Annotated in this window: 14 protein-coding genes and 2 tRNA genes; 6 read left to right on the top strand and 10 right to left on the bottom strand. The window is 60.9% G+C overall.

Features of this window, described 5'->3' with window-relative positions; genetic code table 11:
* Nucleotides 1-204: 204 nt before the first annotated feature.
* From QMX88_RS21415 to QMX88_RS21375, 9 genes are all read right to left on the bottom strand, one after another.
* On the bottom strand, nt 205-1,620 hold the full coding sequence (locus tag QMX88_RS21415) for a sigma-54 interaction domain-containing protein (protein ID WP_282372219.1): 1,416 nt from the start codon (nt 1,618-1,620) through the stop codon (nt 205-207).
* Nucleotides 1,621-1,683: 63 nt separating this feature from the next.
* A complete protein-coding gene (locus QMX88_RS21410; RefSeq protein ID WP_282372218.1) occupies nt 1,684-3,267 on the bottom strand; it encodes an ABC transporter ATP-binding protein in 1,584 nt (527 codons plus the stop codon).
* Nucleotide 3,268: 1 nt separating this feature from the next.
* Nucleotides 3,269-4,291: an ABC transporter permease gene (locus QMX88_RS21405; RefSeq protein ID WP_192173966.1), complete on the bottom strand. Its 1,023-nt coding sequence runs from the start codon at nt 4,289-4,291 to the stop codon at nt 3,269-3,271.
* Nucleotides 4,291-5,355, bottom strand: coding sequence for a microcin C ABC transporter permease YejB (locus QMX88_RS21400; RefSeq protein ID WP_282372217.1), 1,065 nt, complete (start codon nt 5,353-5,355; stop codon nt 4,291-4,293). The genes QMX88_RS21405 and QMX88_RS21400 overlap by 1 nt, the downstream gene beginning before the upstream one ends.
* Nucleotides 5,355-7,223 carry an extracellular solute-binding protein gene (locus QMX88_RS21395; protein WP_282372216.1) on the bottom strand — a complete coding sequence of 623 codons (1,869 nt, stop codon included), beginning with the start codon at nt 7,221-7,223 and terminating at the stop codon, nt 5,355-5,357. The genes QMX88_RS21400 and QMX88_RS21395 overlap by 1 nt, the downstream gene beginning before the upstream one ends.
* Before the next feature lie 212 nt (nt 7,224-7,435).
* Nucleotides 7,436-7,717, bottom strand: coding sequence for a peptidylprolyl isomerase (locus QMX88_RS21390; RefSeq protein WP_122624576.1), 282 nt, complete (start codon nt 7,715-7,717; stop codon nt 7,436-7,438).
* A 108-nt stretch (nt 7,718-7,825) separates the two neighbouring features.
* Nucleotides 7,826-8,707, bottom strand: a complete 882-nt coding sequence (locus QMX88_RS21385) for an esterase/lipase family protein (RefSeq protein ID WP_282372215.1) — start codon at nt 8,705-8,707, stop codon at nt 7,826-7,828.
* A gap of 301 nt (nt 8,708-9,008) precedes the next feature.
* On the bottom strand, nt 9,009-10,094 hold the full coding sequence (locus QMX88_RS21380) for a 3-deoxy-7-phosphoheptulonate synthase (RefSeq protein ID WP_282372214.1): 1,086 nt from the start codon (nt 10,092-10,094) through the stop codon (nt 9,009-9,011).
* Between the two features lie 586 nt (nt 10,095-10,680).
* A complete protein-coding gene (locus QMX88_RS21375; RefSeq protein ID WP_192173961.1) occupies nt 10,681-10,911 on the bottom strand; it encodes a DNA-binding protein in 231 nt (76 codons plus the stop codon).
* An 81-nt stretch (nt 10,912-10,992) separates the two neighbouring features.
* Between QMX88_RS21375 and QMX88_RS21370 the strand changes: the two genes are divergently transcribed.
* The 6 genes from QMX88_RS21370 (at nt 10,993) to QMX88_RS21345 (ending at nt 14,852) form a co-directional block, all read left to right on the top strand.
* Complete coding sequence (locus QMX88_RS21370) at nt 10,993-11,343, top strand: helix-turn-helix domain-containing protein (RefSeq protein ID WP_192173960.1); 351 nt, start codon at nt 10,993-10,995, stop codon at nt 11,341-11,343.
* 191 nt (nt 11,344-11,534) lie between these two features.
* Entirely contained in the window at nt 11,535-12,179 is a 645-nt protein-coding gene (gacA, locus tag QMX88_RS21365) for a response regulator transcription factor GacA (RefSeq protein ID WP_065990451.1), read from the top strand.
* Nucleotides 12,180-14,003: an excinuclease ABC subunit UvrC gene (gene uvrC, locus QMX88_RS21360; protein WP_133774984.1), complete on the top strand. Its 1,824-nt coding sequence runs from the start codon at nt 12,180-12,182 to the stop codon at nt 14,001-14,003.
* 32 nt (nt 14,004-14,035) lie between these two features.
* The gene (gene pgsA / locus QMX88_RS21355; RefSeq protein WP_037009848.1) at nt 14,036-14,596 is read left to right on the top strand and encodes a CDP-diacylglycerol--glycerol-3-phosphate 3-phosphatidyltransferase; all 561 of its coding nucleotides are present in this window, start codon (nt 14,036-14,038) and stop codon (nt 14,594-14,596) included.
* 61 nt (nt 14,597-14,657) lie between these two features.
* Nucleotides 14,658-14,733, top strand: a tRNA-Gly gene (locus QMX88_RS21350).
* A 45-nt stretch (nt 14,734-14,778) separates the two neighbouring features.
* Nucleotides 14,779-14,852, top strand: a tRNA-Cys gene (locus QMX88_RS21345).
* A gap of 171 nt (nt 14,853-15,023) precedes the next feature.
* Here the strand turns inward: QMX88_RS21345 and sodC are convergent.
* On the bottom strand, nt 15,024-15,455 hold a 432-nt coding region (sodC, locus tag QMX88_RS21340; RefSeq protein ID WP_282372208.1), incomplete at its 5' end, for a superoxide dismutase [Cu-Zn] SodC.

Genomic DNA, 15,455 nt, shown 5'->3' with positions numbered 1-15,455 from the left:
GGTATAGCTACTTTCATGCCAGTGCGCTAACTGGCTGATTCCTAAGAGATTTTCTCGATGGCGTCAGGGCAAGGGGTCGGATTCGTCCAGGAAATGAGACCACGACTGTGGAATTCGGCATGTGACTAACCCGTTGCCCTTGCTGGCGACAGCTCTGGATCAAGCTTTCATCGATCAGTCCAGCATCATGGATAGCCAGTCTCTCTATTGAGACTCGGCGATCCCCAGCGCTGCCATTTTCTTGTACAGCGTCGAACGCCCCAGTCCCAGCTGCCGGGCCGCGAGAATCACGTTCCCCGCACACTGCGCCAGCTTCGCCTGAATCAGCTCCCGGTCGAAATGCTGCCGCGCCTCGCTGTACGTCTGATCATTGGACGCCAACGAGGCCGTTGCCGGCGGACTGGTCACGGGAACCAGCGTGCCGATGGCCGCGCGAATGTCGCCGGGATTGAGCTGCAGATCGTCGCTGAGCAATGCCGCACGTTCGAGCACGTTGCGCAGCTCGCGAATGTTGCCCGGCCAGGCATGCTGTGCGAGGGCGGCCATGGCTGCCGGCGCCAGTTCGTGCTGGCTGCGCAGGTCCTCAAGAATCGCTTCGGTCAACGCCGGAATATCATCCAGACGCTCGCGCAGCGGCGGCACCTGGATGGGCAACACGCTCAACCGGTAATACAGGTCAGCGCGAAACTCCCCACGCTTGATCGCCGCCTCGAGATCCGTAGAGGTCGCCGCGATCAGGCGCACATCGCTTTTGATCATTTCGTTGGAACCCACCGGCTCGTACTCTTTTTCCTGCAGTACGCGCAGCAGCTTGCTCTGCAGCGGCAGGGGCATATCGCCGATCTCATCAAGAAATAGCGTGCCGCCCTCGGCCAGGTGCAATTTGCCCTGGCGCCCCTTGCGGTCGGCGCCGGTGAATGCGCCGGGGGCGGTGCCGAAGAACTCCGCCTCAAGCAACGCTTCGGGGATGGCCGCGCTGTTGATGCTGATGAAGGGTTTGTGCGCCCGTGGCGAGCTATTGTGCACGGCGTGGGCCAGCAGCTCCTTGCCGGTTCCGGTTTCACCGAGCAGCAACACCGGCGAATCGGTGCTGGCGCTGCGCCGGGCGCGGCGTTTGACTTCCAGACTGGCGGCGCTGGTGCCGATGAAGTGGGCAAAACTGTATTTGGCCTGACGGGCGCGCAGGAGGGAGCGGGTGGAGGCCAGCTCCTGCTGCATGCTCGAATAGCGCTTGAGCAGCGGCGACAGCGCGTGCAGCTCATCGAACAGCGCAAAACCGATGGCGCCGATCACCGCGCCGCCGTCGTCATGAATCGGCAGGCGCATGACCACCAGCGGATCCTTTGCCGTGTCCATCATGTCCAGCAGGATCGGCTGGCCGTTGCTCGCCACTTGGCGCAGCAGGCTGCCGGGAATCACCTGTTCGCAGGGCTGACCCACCGCGCGGCTGGGGTCTTCGAGGCCAAAGCGGCGTGCGTAGCGCTCATTGATCCAGACGATGCGGGCGTCGCGGTCGACGATGACCGTGCCTTCGCTGGACTGCTCGATGATCTCGAAGAGCGAACGAATCGCCAGTCGCCGAACGCGTCGGTAATCCTTCAGGCTCTCACTGTCTTTCATGTGCGGTTCCGTCCTTCCTGTTCCTCGGCATCTGGCCGCACAGACTACAGATTCAAAATGGCTTCAGTTGAAACCGGGGTGTGCTGCCGCCAGCAATTCCCGGGTGTAGGGATGCTGTGGCGTATCGAACACGTCGTGGCTCGCGCCGCGCTCGACCACCTTGCCGTCCTTGACCACGATCAGGTCATGGGCCAGCGCCTTGACCACCGCCAGGTCGTGACTGATGAACAGGTAGGTCAGGCCATGCCGTTCCTGCAATTGACGCAACAGCGCGACGACCTGCTTCTGCACGGTACGGTCCAGCGCAGAGGTCGGTTCGTCGAGCAATATCAAGGCAGGTTTAAGCACAAGGGCGCGGGCAATGGCGATACGTTGCCGCTGCCCACCGGAAAACTCGTGGGGGTAGCGGTGCCGGCTCGACGGGTCGATGCCGACTTCCTCCAGCGCGCGAATCACTTCGGCCTCACAGCTGGCCTTGTCCAGGTCGCTGTGAACTTCCAGGCCCTCGCTGATGATCTGTGCCACCGACATGCGCGGGCTGAGGCTGCCGTAAGGGTCCTGAAACACCACCTGCATCTGCTTGCGCCATGGGCGCATCTGCTTCTGATTCAGGCTGTCCAGCCCATGACCCTTGAAGCGGATACTGCCACGGGATTCCAGCAAGCGCAGGATGGCCTGACCAAGTGTCGACTTGCCCGAGCCGGATTCGCCAACGATGCCCAGGGTTTTGCCGCGCTCGATGCTCAGGCTGATGTCATCGACGGCTTTCAGGTACTCGTGGTGCCGGTTGAAAATCCCGCCGCCGAGGGAGAACCAGACGCGCAGGTTGTCTACCTCCAGCACCTTCTCGCGGGTGTCCCGGGGCAACGGCTCGCCCGCCGGTTCCGCGTCCAGCAGCAAGCGGCTGTAAGGGTGTTGCGGGTTCTTGAACAACAGCTGGCAATTGGACTCCTCGACGATTTCCCCGGCGCGCATGACGCACACCCGCTGGGCGATGCTGTGCACCAGATTCAGGTCGTGGCTGATCAGCAACAGCGACATGTTCAGCCGTTGCTGCAGCTGTTTGAGCAGCAGCAGGATCTTGCGCTGCACCGTCACGTCCAGCGCCGTGGTCGGCTCATCGGCAATCAGCAGTTCCGGCTCGCAGGCCAGGGCCATGGCGATCATCACCCGCTGGCGTTGACCGCCGGACAACTCATGGGGGTAGGCCTTCAGGCGCTTCTTCGGGTGCTGAATGCCGACCAGCTCCAGCAGCTCGATGATCCGCGCCTGGGCCGCCTTGCCCGCCATCCCCTTATGCAGCAACAAGGTCTCGCCGATCTGGCGGGACACCGTGTGCAGCGGGTTCAGCGAGGTCATCGGCTCCTGAAAGATCATCGCGATCTGATTGCCGCGCAGCTCGCGCATGACGTTGCCATCGGCGCCGAGCAGCTCTTTGCCGCGATAACGAATGCTGCCGGTGCTCAGTGTGCCGGCCTGGGGCAGCAGTTGCAGGATCGAGTGCGCGGTCACCGATTTGCCCGAGCCCGACTCGCCGACCAGTGCCAGGCACTCGCCGGCCGGGATGTCCAGGCTGAGGTGCTTGATCACCGTGTGGCCATTGAACGACACCGAGAGGTCGCGGATTTCGATCAGGTTTTCGGACATCTCAGGACCTCGGGTCGAAGGCATCCCGCAGGGCCTCGCCAATAAACACCAGCAGCGACAGTATCAGCGCCAGTGTGAAAAATGCCGTGAAGCCCAGCCATGGCGCCTGCAGGTTCTGTTTGCCCTGGGCGATCAGCTCGCCCAGGGACGCGCTGCCGGCGGGCATACCGAAGCCGAGGAAATCCAGCGCGGTCAGCGTGGAGATCGCCCCGGTCAGAATGAACGGCAGATAGCTCAGGGTCGCGTTCATCGCGTTGGGCAGGATGTGCCGCAGGATCACCTTGCGATCACTCAATCCCAGCGCGCGCGCCGCTTTGACGTATTCCAGATTGCGCCCGCGCAGGAACTCGGCGCGCACCACGTCCACCAGCGCCAGCCATGAAAAGAGCGCCATGATCCCCAGCAGCCACCAGAAATTCGGCTCGACGAAGCCCGACAGAATGATCAGCAGGTACAGCACCGGCAGGCCGGACCAGACTTCCAGCAGGCGCTGGCCGAGCAAATCCACCCAGCCGCCGTAATAGCCCTGCAATGCGCCGGCGGCGATGCCAATCAGCGCACTGATGAAGGTCAGCGCCAAGGCAAACAGAATCGACACCCGCGCGCCGAAAATCACCCGGGCCAGCACGTCCCGGGCCTGATCGTCGGTGCCCAGCCAGTTGATCGAGGAGGGCGGGCTTGGCGCGGGCTTGTTCAGGTCATAGTTGGGGGTGTCATCGCTGAACGGGATCGGCGGAAACAGCATCCAGCCGTCGCCCTTACTGATCAGCTGGCGCACGTAATCGCTGCGGTAGTCCGGCTGAAACGGCAGCTGGCCGCCGAACTCCTGCTCGGTGTGGCGCTTGAAGGCGGGGAAGTACAGTTCGTGCTGATAACTCAGCACCAAGGGTTTGTCGTTGGCGATGAGTTCGCCGCACAGGCTGAGCACAAACAGCCCGCAGAACAGCCACAGCGACCACCAGCCGCGGCGGTTATTGCGAAAGCGCTCGAAGCGACGGCGAGCCACCGGAGACAGTCTGCGCATCACGCATTCCTCGCGCTGAAGTCGATTCGGGGGTCGACCAGGGTGTAGCAGATGTCCCCGACCAGCTTTATCAGCAACCCGAACAGCGTGAAGATGAACAGCGAACCGAACACCACCGGGTAGTCCCGCGACACCGCGGCTTCGTAACTCATGCGGCCGAGGCCGTCGAGGGAAAAGATCACTTCGATCATCAACGAACCGGCAAAGAACACACTGATGAACGCCTGGGGAATGCCGGCCACGATCAGCAACATGGCGTTGCGGAACACATGGCCGTAAAGCACCCGCCGCTCGCTCAGGCCTTTGGCCCGGGCGGTCACGACGTACTGGCGGGTGACTTCGTTGATGAAGGAGTTCTTGGTCAGAATGGTCAGCGTCGCGAAGCCGCCAATCACCAGCGACGTCACCGGCAATACCAGGTGCCAGAAGTAGTCGGCGATCTTGCCGACGGTGCTCAATTGATCGAAGTTTTCGGACACCAGGCCGCGCACCGGGAACCAGCTCAGCGACGTGCCGCCGGCAAACAGCACCACCAGCAGCATGGCGAACAGAAAGGCCGGCATCGCGTAACCGATGATGATGGCCGTGCTGCTCCAGATGTCGAAGTGGCTGCCGTGCTTGACCGCCTTGCGGATGCCCAGGGGGATCGACACCAGGTAGGTAATCAATGTTGCCCACAGCCCCAGTGAGATAGAGACGGGCATTTTCTGCAGGATCAGGTCCGTCACCTTGGCGCCGCGAAAGAAGCTGTTGCCGAAATCCAGCTGCGCGTAGTTCTTCAGCATCAGCCACAAGCGCTCATGCAAGGGTTTGTCGAAGCCGTATTGATGCTCGATTTCCTTGATCAGCTTGGGATCGAGGCCGCGACTGGCCCGGGACTGGCCGGCGTTCATGGTTTCGGTGTGGCCGGCGCCAATCGTGCCCCCGGCCACCCCTTGCAGCTTGGCGATGGCTTGCTCGACCGGCCCGCCGGGCGCGGCCTGCACGATGAAGAAGTTGACCAACAGAATGCACAGCAGCGTCGGAATGATCAGCAGCAGGCGCCTCATCAGGTAGCCGAGCATTACTTGACCTCCGAGGGAATGGCCGAAGCGCCCCGTTGTCGGGCGAACTCTTCGTTGGTCAGTGCCTGGGGGCTGACTTCCCACCAGGTGTCGATGGCCTCACTGTTGCTGGCCTGCACCTTGGGAATGCCGAATCGGTTCCACCACACCGTGGACGAGCCGGGCGGGTAATAGTTGGGAATCCAGTAGAAACCCCACTGCAGCACTCGGTCCAGGGCATGGGCGTAATCGATCATCGCGGGCTTGCTGTCGGCCTTGGCCAGGCCCTCGATCAGCGTGTCGACGGCCGGGTCGCGCAGGACCATGTAGTTGCTGGAGCCGGAATCGGTGGCGACTTTCGAGCCGAAGTTGTTGTACAGCTCCATGCCGGGAGAAGTCGAAACGCCATAGCCGGTGACGATCATGTCGTAATCCCGGGCCATTACCCGGTTCAGGTACTGTGCCGAGTCGATGCGGCGGATTTCGAAATCGATGCCGATCTGCGCCAGATTGCGCTTGTAGGGCAGCAGGATTTTCTCGAAGCCGCTCTGGCCGTTGAGAAAAGTAAAACTCAACGGTTCGCCTTGGGCGTTGACCAGCTTGTCACCCTGGGGCATCCAGCCTGCTTCTTCGAGCAACGCCAGGGCTTGCAGCTGTTTGTCTCGAATGAAGCCGCTGCCATCGGTTTTCGGGGTCTGGAACACCGTGGTGAAGACTTCCGGCGGCACCTGACCGCGCAACGGCTCAAGAATCTTCAGCTCGGACTCGGTGGGCAGCGCTGTCGCCGCCAGATCACTGTTGGAGAAGTAACTGTTCTGGCGCACATAGACGTTGCGCATCATCTGTTTGTTGGTCCACTCAAAATCCCACAGCATCGCCAGCGCCTGACGCACCCGACGGTCCTGAAACTTCGGACGGTCCAGATTGAAGATAAAACCCTGGGAGCTCTGCACCGCACCCTTGGCCAGGTGCGCCCGCTGCAGACGGCCCTCGGTCAAGGCCGGGCTGTCATAACCGATCGAATACCCGGTGGCGGAATACTCGCGGTTGTAGTCGTAACCACCACCGCGCAACACCTGACGGGCGACGTCGGTGTCGCCGAAATACTCGACGCTGAAATGATCGAAGTTGTACTGGCCGCGATTGACCGGCACGTCCTTGCCCCACCAGTCGGGGTTGCGTTCGAAGGTGACGCTGCGACCCGGGTCGACTTTGCCGATGCGATACGGCCCACTGCCCACCGGGATCTCGAAGCCACCCCCATTGGCAAAGTCGCGGTCCTTCCACCAATGTTCGGGAAATACCGGCAGCGAGGCCAGATCCAGCGGCAGGGTGCGGCTTTCACTGCTTTTGAAATCAAAGCGGATCTGCGTCGGCGACTCGACTTCGACGCCTTTGACGTCTTGAAACTCGGTGCGGTACGACAGGCTGCCCTGGGTCATCAGCAGGTTGTAGGTGTAGCGCACGTCTTCGGCGGTGATGGGCGAGCCGTCGGAAAATTTCGCCTTGGGGCTCAGGTAGAAACGCAATGACATGCCGTCGGGGGCGCGCTCCATTTTCTCTGCGATCAGGCCATACACGGTGTAGGGCTCATCCAGCGACTTGACTGCCAGGGGCGAGTAAAGCAAGCCATTGACCTGGGAGACGCCGGTGCCTTTGTCGAGGTACGGCATGATGTGATCGAACTGGCCAATTTCCTGCGCCGAGCGGCGCATGCTCCCGCCTTTCGGGGCGGCGGCATTGACGTAATCGAAGTGTTCGAAATTCGCCGGATAGCGTGGCGCCTCGCCGTAAACGGTCAACGCGTGTTGAGGGGCGGCGGACAGAACCTGAAAACCTGAAACGAGGACGAGTGTTGCAACCATCAGCGATGACAAAACAAAACGCATTGCACGAATCCTGACTGACATTGGTGACCAATATCAGGGTTGAAGGTCATGACGGCGCGGCTGGCCGTTCCGGTTTTTTTATTGGTTACCCCGGTGGCAAGGTACCGCAAAGCCGAAGCCTTTGTAACCGGACGATACAGCGTTGGAGCAAGGATCCGATAAACAAACGGCCCGCTTTCAAGGGCGGGCCGTTCGTGCAGCAGCGCGGAGGATCAGTCCTGGCGGCTGGTCACTTCCAGCAGGTGATAACCGAACTGTGTTTTCACCGGGCCCTGGACGACGTTCACCGGTGCGCTGAACACCACGGTGTCGAATTCCTTGACCATTTGACCCGGCCCGAAGGAGCCGAGGTCGCCGCCTTGACGGCTGGACGGGCAGCTGGAGTTCTCTTTGGCGACTTCGGCGAAATCAGCGCCGCCTTCGATCTGAGCTTTGAGTTCGTTGCACTTCTCTTCGCTGGATACGAGGATGTGGCGGGCAGTGGCTTTGGCCATTTTGATGACTCCTGTGAAAAAAAAAGAAACGAGCGTACCGGAATAAGGGCCGCGTTTCCCGAGAAAGTTCAGGCGCCTTTGTCTTGCCGTGACAGACGACATCGTCGCTCAAAGACCGTTGCTGAACAGCAGACCGGCATGGTCCACGTACAGCTTTACCGGATCGACCTGCTTGCGCGCCAGACCGGCGCTCTGATTGATGGAGTCCACGTGGTCCATCGGGTAGTCGGAGCGGATCACCTTGCCCAGGTGGGAGCTGAAGCGGCCAACCAGGCCGTCATTGGACGCGGCTTCCTTCTCGAACAGCAGCGCGTAACTGCGCAATGCCAGGTGCAGCGGGTCCATGGCATTGCGGCCTTCGGACAACAGTGAGCCGTCGATGGAGCCGCTCCACGAGTAATAGTGAACGCCGTTGACCCGTTCGGCGCCTTCACCGCCCCACGTCGATGGCAGCCCTTGGGAATACTTGCTATTGAACGCTGCTACGCCCTCGGTGGTCAGCGCATCCAGCGCCTGAATCGGGTCCTGGGGCAAGTCCGCGTTGCCGCTCAACAGCGCAAGAAAATGCGCGAAGCCTGCGGTCATCCGTGATGCGACCGCTTCAGGCATTTGCCCGGGTGTCAGCGCCCGACGTACCCGATCGGCCACTTCCGAGCCGTGATTGGGCCCGCTCACCGAGGTGACCGACGCCACGATATCCGGACGCAACGCCGCGGCATAGCGGGAGGTCAGCGCGCCCTGGCTGTGCCCGATCAGGTTGACTTTCAGGTAGCCGGTGCGGCGCAGGAAGCGTTCGATCTGGTCAATCAACTGCTCGCCGCGGGTTTCGTTGTCATGGACGCCGGACAGCGCTGGCACATGAACCCTGCAGCCGGCTTTCTCCAGCGCCTCGGGGATGCCATGGAACATGTCCACCTTGCCGATCCGGTCAAAACCGAACAGGCCGTGGACCAGTAGAAGGGGGTACTTGGTGGTGACTTCCCGGTACATGTCGATCATTCCTTGAATGGCGGAGAGGGATCGAGCTTAACCAGCGGAAGTGATAGGGGAAGGGCGCGGCGGTGCATGGCAATGCGCCGGTCGAGGCAGGTTGTGGAGGGCCTTTGACCGCTACAGGCCTTGGTTGCCGGGGAGGCTGGAAAAGGCGCAGCCGTTGCGGCCCAAATCCGCCGGGTGGGTGGGGCGCTTTCCCACGATCGCCGTCTTCGGAGCCACCGGCCGCCGCTGACAACGACGACGGTTTTGAAGGAAGCCGGCGACGAGGCCGGCACCGGCTTCCCGTTTGCAAATGTTACCTGTAGCGCAGTTTGTTCACGGCATCGCGCAGCAGGCGCTCGGTGGAATCCCAACCCAGGCAGGCGTCCGTCACTGATACGCCGTATTTGAGTGAGCTACTCAACGGCTGGCAGCCTTCGAACAAGTGACTTTCCAGCATCATGCCGATCAGTGTTCGGTCGCCGGCCAGTCGTTGCTGCAGCACATCGTTGAATACGGCCGGCTGACGTAGCGGATCCTTGCCGCTGTTGGCGTGACTGCAATCGACCATGATGCGCGCGGCCATGCGGTGCTTCGCCAGGCTGGCATTCACCGCGGCGACACTGGCCGCGTCGTAGTTGGGACCGCCGTGACCGCCGCGCAGCACGATGTGAGTGTCGGGATTGCCCGATGTCTCGATAATCGCCGGGTGGCCCTGGGAATCCATGCCGAAATGCCGGTGCGCGTGGGCCGCCGATCGAATGGCGTCGCAGGCCACGGAAATGCCGCCGTCGGTGCCGTTCTTGAAGCCCGTGGGCACGCCGAGGCCGCTGGCCATTTCCCTGTGGATCTGCGATTCGGTCGTTCTTGCGCCAATCGCCACCCAACTCAGGACGTCATCGAAGTAACCCGCCGCCATCGGCTGCAGCAGCTCTGTGGCAATCGGCAGGCCGAGGCGGACCATTTCACGCATCAACTGCCGTGACAGGGCCAGGCCCTCGGCCATGTCGTCACTGCCATCAAGCGCGGGATCGTACGCCAGGCCTTTCCAACCCACAGTGGTGCGGGGCTTCTCGACGTAGGCGCGCATCACCAGCAGCATCTGGTCGCTGACTTCGGCAGCCAGACGGGCCAGGCGCTCAGCGTATTCAAGGGCGGCATGGGGATCGTGGATCGAGCACGGGCCGACCACGACCAGCAGGCGCGAATCTTCACCATTGAGAATGGCGCGAATCGACTGACGGTGGGCGGCGACCTGTGCGGTCATGGCAGCGTCCAGCGGCAGCTGAAGTTTCAGCGCGAACGGCGTGGGCAGGCGTTTCGGGGCTGGGCAGCTGTCATTCAGGGTGACGGCGCTGGACGGCAGATCGATGAGGGTGTTGCGGACGACGGGCGAATTCATGTGCTGGCTTCCTGGTCGGCGGGCGTTCCCGCGCGGACCTACTGGGGTGTTCGACAATTGGCCGGATTGGCTGTGAGCAGGGCGTTGCCACCTGTCAGTGACCGATCGGAGGCGGCAGGCTGTCCCGAACGGAGGTTGCTAAATCGCCAGGCGAAGTCGGTGTCGTAGCGGTAATAGTGGGTGTGGTTCATGTGCAGTTCCTCAAATCAATCGGTCAAAAATGGGTGGCCCAGAAAAACAAAACCCCCGGTCGGGAAGCCGACCGGGGGTGAGAGTTATCTCTGGTGGGCGTCCCGAAGTTCAGGGCGCCGTGTGGGTATCAGGCGCGCCAGTGGCTAAACCAATACCCATAAAAATAAGATGCAGGAGCGATAGATGCTGTCGCATTCCAGGCAGCCGCACGCTCGGCCAGACGTGAACCGTCGGCGGCGAACAACTGGGTGAAAGGGGAAGGCAACATGGTCTGTCTCCGTGGAATGCCGCCGAGCTTACTTCAGACCCGTCGGATTCTTCAATTGGAAATTGCAATCGGGGTGATTGAGGCCGGCTGCTTACCAAGAAGCAGTTAAAACGGCAAAATGCCGATTCAGTCCTCAGGCACTTTCGCAGGGCCGCCTTCAAGCGGTATCACGCCGATCTTCATTCCCAGCAGCACCGCGACTTTGTGCGACTCGCCCCGGCGTCCCTTCTTTCGCCCGGACAGCACTTGATAGGTCGTCGCCGGGTCCACGTTGTGCTCCCTGGCAAACTCTTGAACCGATTTGCCTTGCTGTTCCAGCCAAGCCTTGGCTTGTGCGGCAGTACGGATTCCGGGCATAGTTCAAAACCGTTCAAGTTCGTTCAAATTATTTCGATTCTATCACTCAAAAGGGTGATGTCAACAAGGCTATACATTCAAATGAGTGGAATAAGTGCCCGAATTAGGGAAGAGCGTGAGCGCTTGGGGCTTTCACAGCGCGCATTCGGTGAAATCGGCGGCGTGGAAGCCAATGCACAGGGCAAGTATGAAAACGGCGAGCGCACGCCCAAGGCCGATTACTTGGCCCGGGTCGCCCTTCGCGGTGTTGATGTGTTGTACGTGCTGACGGGGTCGCGCACCCCCGTGCCCATCGTCAGCCTGAGTGAAAACGAGGAGTGGATGGTGGGCAGTTACCGCACCCTCGGCAAGGAAGAGCAGGATGCCATCTGCCGGCTGACGACTACCCTGGCTGAATACCAGAGCAGCTATGCTCCGGATAGGAAGCCTTAATACTTTGCGAGGGATTCAGCGGTCGTATGTTTGAAGATTTTTATCAAGTTTTGCGGTCGATGATGATAGTTTGTCGGCATCGTTGTAGATCATCTGGCACATATGCACGAGCAGTGCTCCAGAGCGGGTCGCGTACTTTCTTTTGTTAACGTGGCGGGTAGCCGCCATGAATCGTTCGGTGAGGTGTCTGCTTGATTAGGGTGCTGGTTGTCGATGACCACGATCTGGTTCGGACAGGTATCACGCGCATGTTGGCCGATATCGAAGGCTTGCAGGTGGTGGGGCAGGCCGAGTCCGGTGAAGAGTCGTTGCAGAAGGCCCGTGAGCTGAAACCCGACGTCGTGCTGATGGACGTGAAGATGCCTGGCATCGGCGGACTGGAAGCCACGCGCAAGCTCATCCGCAGCCACCCCGACATGAAGGTGGTGGCGGTGACGGTGTGCGAAGAAGATCCGTTTCCCACACGGCTGCTGCAGGCCGGCGCGGCGGGATACATGACCAAGGGCGCCGGTCTGACCGAGATGGTTCAGGCCATTCGCCTGGTGTTCGCGGGGCAGCGCTACATCAGCCCGCAGATCGCCCAGCAACTGGCACTCAAATCGTTCCAGCCGCAGACCAGCAATTCGCCGTTCGATCTCTTGTCCGAGCGGGAAATCCAGATTGCCCTTATGATTGTCGGCTGCCAGAAAGTGCAGACGATTTCCGACAAGCTTTGCCTGTCCCCCAAAACCGTGAATACCTACCGGTACCGCATATTCGAGAAGCTGTCGATCAGCAGTGACGTTGAGCTGGCCCTGCTGGCCGTTCGTCATGGCATGGTCGACGCCAGCGCATAAATGACCCAACCGTTTGATCCCAGTGCTTTTCTGTCCACCTGCAGTGGCCGCCCCGGCGTATATCGGATGTTCGATATCGACGGCAAGCTGCTGTACGTCGGCAAGGCCAAGAATTTAAAGAAACGCCTCGCCAGCTATTTCCGCAAGACCGGCCACGCCCCGAAAACAGGCGCATTGGTCGCGCGGATCGCTCAGGTTGAAACCACCATCACCGCCAACGAAACCGAGGCGCTGTTGCTGGAACAAACCCTGATCAAGGAGTCGCGCCCGCCGTACAACATCCTGCTGCGCGACGACAAATCCTACCCCTACGTGCACCTGTCCGACGGCGAATTTCCCCGGCTCAGCATCCATCGCGGCGCGAAAAAGGCCAAGGGCCGCTACTTCGGGCCTTACCCCAGCGCCGGCGCCATTCGCGAAAGCCTGAGCATACTGCAGAAGACCTTTCACGTTCGTCAGTGCGAAGACAGCTTCTACAAGAACCGCACGCGGCCTTGCCTGCAGTACCAGATCAAGCGCTGCAAGGCGCCGTGCGTGAACCTGGTCGAGCCGCAGATCTACAACGAGGACGTGCGTCACTCGGTGATGTTCCTCGAGGGCCGCAGCAATGCCCTCACCGACGAACTCAATGCGCTGATGGAAAAGTCGGCAATGAACCTCGATTTCGAGCACGCGGCCGAGCTGCGTGACCAGATCGGTCTGCTGCGTCGCGTCCAGGATCAGCAGAGCATGGACGGCGGGACCGGCGACGTCGATGTCGTGGCGGCGTTCGTCAATCCGGGCGGCGCCTGCGTCCATCTGATCAGCGTGCGTGGCGGGCGGGTGTTGGGCAGCAAGAATTTCTTCCCTCAGGTCGGGATCGAGGAGGAGGTGGGCGAGGTGATGTCCGCCTTCCTGGCCCAGTATTTCCTGGGCGGTGGCGAGCGCGAATTGCCCGGCGAAGTCATCGTCAACGTGGTCAGCGAGGATTTTCCTGCGTTGATCGATGCCATCGATGCCTCGCGCGGCCGCGAAATCATCATCAGCCATCGGGTGCGTGGCACCCGTGCGCGCTGGCAGCAACTCGCCGTGACCAATGCCGAGCAGGCACTGATGGCGCGGCTTGCCAATCGCCAGCACGTCACTGCGCGATTTGAAGCGTTGGCCCAAGTGCTCAAACTCGAGGAGCCGCCGCAGCGTCTGGAATGCTATGACATCAGCCATTCCAGCGGTGAAGCGACGGTGGCGTCGTGCGTCGTGTTCGGTCCCGAGGGCCCGATCAAGTCGGACTACCGCCGCTACAACATTGAAGGCATCACGGCGGGGGACGACTACGCCGCCATGCACCAGGCCCTTACCCGTCGCTTCAGCAGAATCAAGGACGGCGAGGGCAAATTGCCGGACATCCTGCTGGTGGACGGCGGCAAGGGCCAGTTGAGCATGGCCCGCGACGTGATGAACGAGTTGGCGATCCCCGACCTGATTTTGCTGGGCGTCGCCAAGGGCGCTACACGCAAGGCCGGTTTCGAGACGCTGTACTTGAACGATGCGGCCCATGAGTTCACCCTCAAGGGCGATTCCCCCGCGCTGCATTTGATCCAGCAAATCCGCGACGAAGCTCACCGGTTTGCCATCACCGGGCACCGTGCGCGACGCGGTAAAACCCGTCGTACTTCAACCCTGGAAGGCGTTGCAGGCGTGGGCCCGACGCGCCGTCGCGATCTGCTCAAGCATTTCGGCGGTCTTCAGGAATTGTCCCGGGCCAGCATCGAAGAAATCGCCAAGGCGCCAGGAATCAGCAAAAAGCTCGCAGAGTCGATTTATGCAAACCTGCACAGCGAGTAGAATGCTCGCTCACCTCGTAGCCAGTTGTGCCGATGAATATCCCTAATCTGATCACCGTATTACGTGTCCTGCTGATTCCGATCTTCATTCTGTTGTTCTATCTGCCGTACCACTGGAGCTACATGGCCGCCAGTTCGGTATTTGCCCTGGCAGCCGCGACCGACTGGCTGGACGGATACCTGGCACGACGCCTGGAGCAGAGCACACCGTTCGGGGCGTTTCTCGATCCGGTGGCTGACAAACTGATGGTGGCCGTTGCGCTGGTGTTGCTGGTACAAGCCCACGCCAACCTTTGGCTCACGCTGCCCGCCGCTGTGATCATCGGCCGCGAGATCGTCATCTCCGCCCTGCGCGAGTGGATGGCCGAGCTGGGGGCGCGGGCACAAGTGGCCGTGTCGAACCTGGGCAAATGGAAAACCGCTGCGCAGATGCTTGCGCTGGTCATCCTGCTGGCCAACCCGCCTGCGTTTACCTTCTGGGTGGTGTTGGGTTACGTGCTGTTGATGGTCGCGGCGGGCCTTACGCTCTGGTCGATGGTGCAATACCTGCGCGCGGCATGGCCGCATCTGCGCACGACCACGGATGAAAAATAAGTATTTTTAAATCAAGGGGTTGACGGGGTCATTTGAGTGTATAGAATGGCGCCCACACAAAGCGGGAATAGCTCAGTTGGTAGAGCACGACCTTGCCAAGGTCGGGGTCGCGAGTTCGAGTCTCGTTTCCCGCTCCAGTTTGTATGCGTTTAGCGGTAGTGGTTGGATCGTTGAGCGTTTGAGGCCGAGTAGCAAAATGGTTATGCCGCGGATTGCAAATCCGCTTACGCCGGTTCGATTCCGACCTCGGCCTCCACTATTAAAGCCCGTAAGATCAACGTCTTACGGGCTTTTTTGTGGGCGCTGATTGGGTCAGAGTTTCCGCAACTCTGACTATCGTTTCCGCAACCTCCTATGGAACGAAAGCTCGAATCCGGGCCATTTTGACTGTCAACGATTCAGCGAGCCCAAGCCGGTGTGATTTCCGTCAGATAACACCGCACGCCATGCGATCACCGCCACCGCCCAATGGCATGGGCATATCGGAGTGGTTGTCGCCGCCGACATGGATCATGAGCGCGTGACCCTTGATGTCGGAAATCTTCTTCAAGCGTGGTGCGAGCACGGGATAATTGGCCACCCCATCGGCGTTGACATAGACCGCCGGCAGGTCACCCAAGTGGCCCTCGCCATAGGGGCCCAGGTGCTTGCCGGTGCGCTCCGGGTCGAGGTGGCCGCCTGCTGCCAGTGCCGCGACTTTTTTGCCGTCTTTCATGCCCGAATCGCAACTCGCTTTTTCGTGAACATGAAAACCGTGAATGCCGGCAGGTAAAGATTTCAGCTCGGGGGTAAACACCAGGCCGTAAGCGGTCTCGCTGATAGTGACCTCGCCAACAGCCTGTGGGGCGCCGTCGGCGCG

Source organism: Pseudomonas sp. PS02290 (genome assembly GCF_029960075.1).
Classification (GTDB): Bacteria; Pseudomonadota; Gammaproteobacteria; order Pseudomonadales; family Pseudomonadaceae; genus Aquipseudomonas.
Note: the sequence above shows the minus strand (reverse complement) of the source record. Positions and strands in the feature narration are given on the sequence as shown.

Coding starts and splice junctions, on each gene's coding strand:
- uvrC (WP_133774984.1), top strand. CDS start 12,180: ATGACCCAACCGTTTGATCCCAGTGCTTTTCTGTCCACCTGCAGTGGC.
- QMX88_RS21395 (WP_282372216.1), bottom strand. CDS start 7,223: ATGCGTTTTGTTTTGTCATCGCTGATGGTTGCAACACTCGTCCTCGTT.
- QMX88_RS21410 (WP_282372218.1), bottom strand. CDS start 3,267: ATGTCCGAAAACCTGATCGAAATCCGCGACCTCTCGGTGTCGTTCAAT.
- QMX88_RS21390 (WP_122624576.1), bottom strand. CDS start 7,717: ATGGCCAAAGCCACTGCCCGCCACATCCTCGTATCCAGCGAAGAGAAG.
- QMX88_RS21385 (WP_282372215.1), bottom strand. CDS start 8,707: ATGTACCGGGAAGTCACCACCAAGTACCCCCTTCTACTGGTCCACGGC.
- QMX88_RS21400 (WP_282372217.1), bottom strand. CDS start 5,355: ATGCTCGGCTACCTGATGAGGCGCCTGCTGCTGATCATTCCGACGCTG.
- QMX88_RS21380 (WP_282372214.1), bottom strand. CDS start 10,094: ATGAATTCGCCCGTCGTCCGCAACACCCTCATCGATCTGCCGTCCAGC.
- QMX88_RS21370 (WP_192173960.1), top strand. CDS start 10,993: ATGAGTGGAATAAGTGCCCGAATTAGGGAAGAGCGTGAGCGCTTGGGG.
- QMX88_RS21375 (WP_192173961.1), bottom strand. CDS start 10,911: ATGCCCGGAATCCGTACTGCCGCACAAGCCAAGGCTTGGCTGGAACAG.
- QMX88_RS21415 (WP_282372219.1), bottom strand. CDS start 1,620: ATGAAAGACAGTGAGAGCCTGAAGGATTACCGACGCGTTCGGCGACTG.
- QMX88_RS21405 (WP_192173966.1), bottom strand. CDS start 4,291: ATGCGCAGACTGTCTCCGGTGGCTCGCCGTCGCTTCGAGCGCTTTCGC.
- pgsA (WP_037009848.1), top strand. CDS start 14,036: ATGAATATCCCTAATCTGATCACCGTATTACGTGTCCTGCTGATTCCG.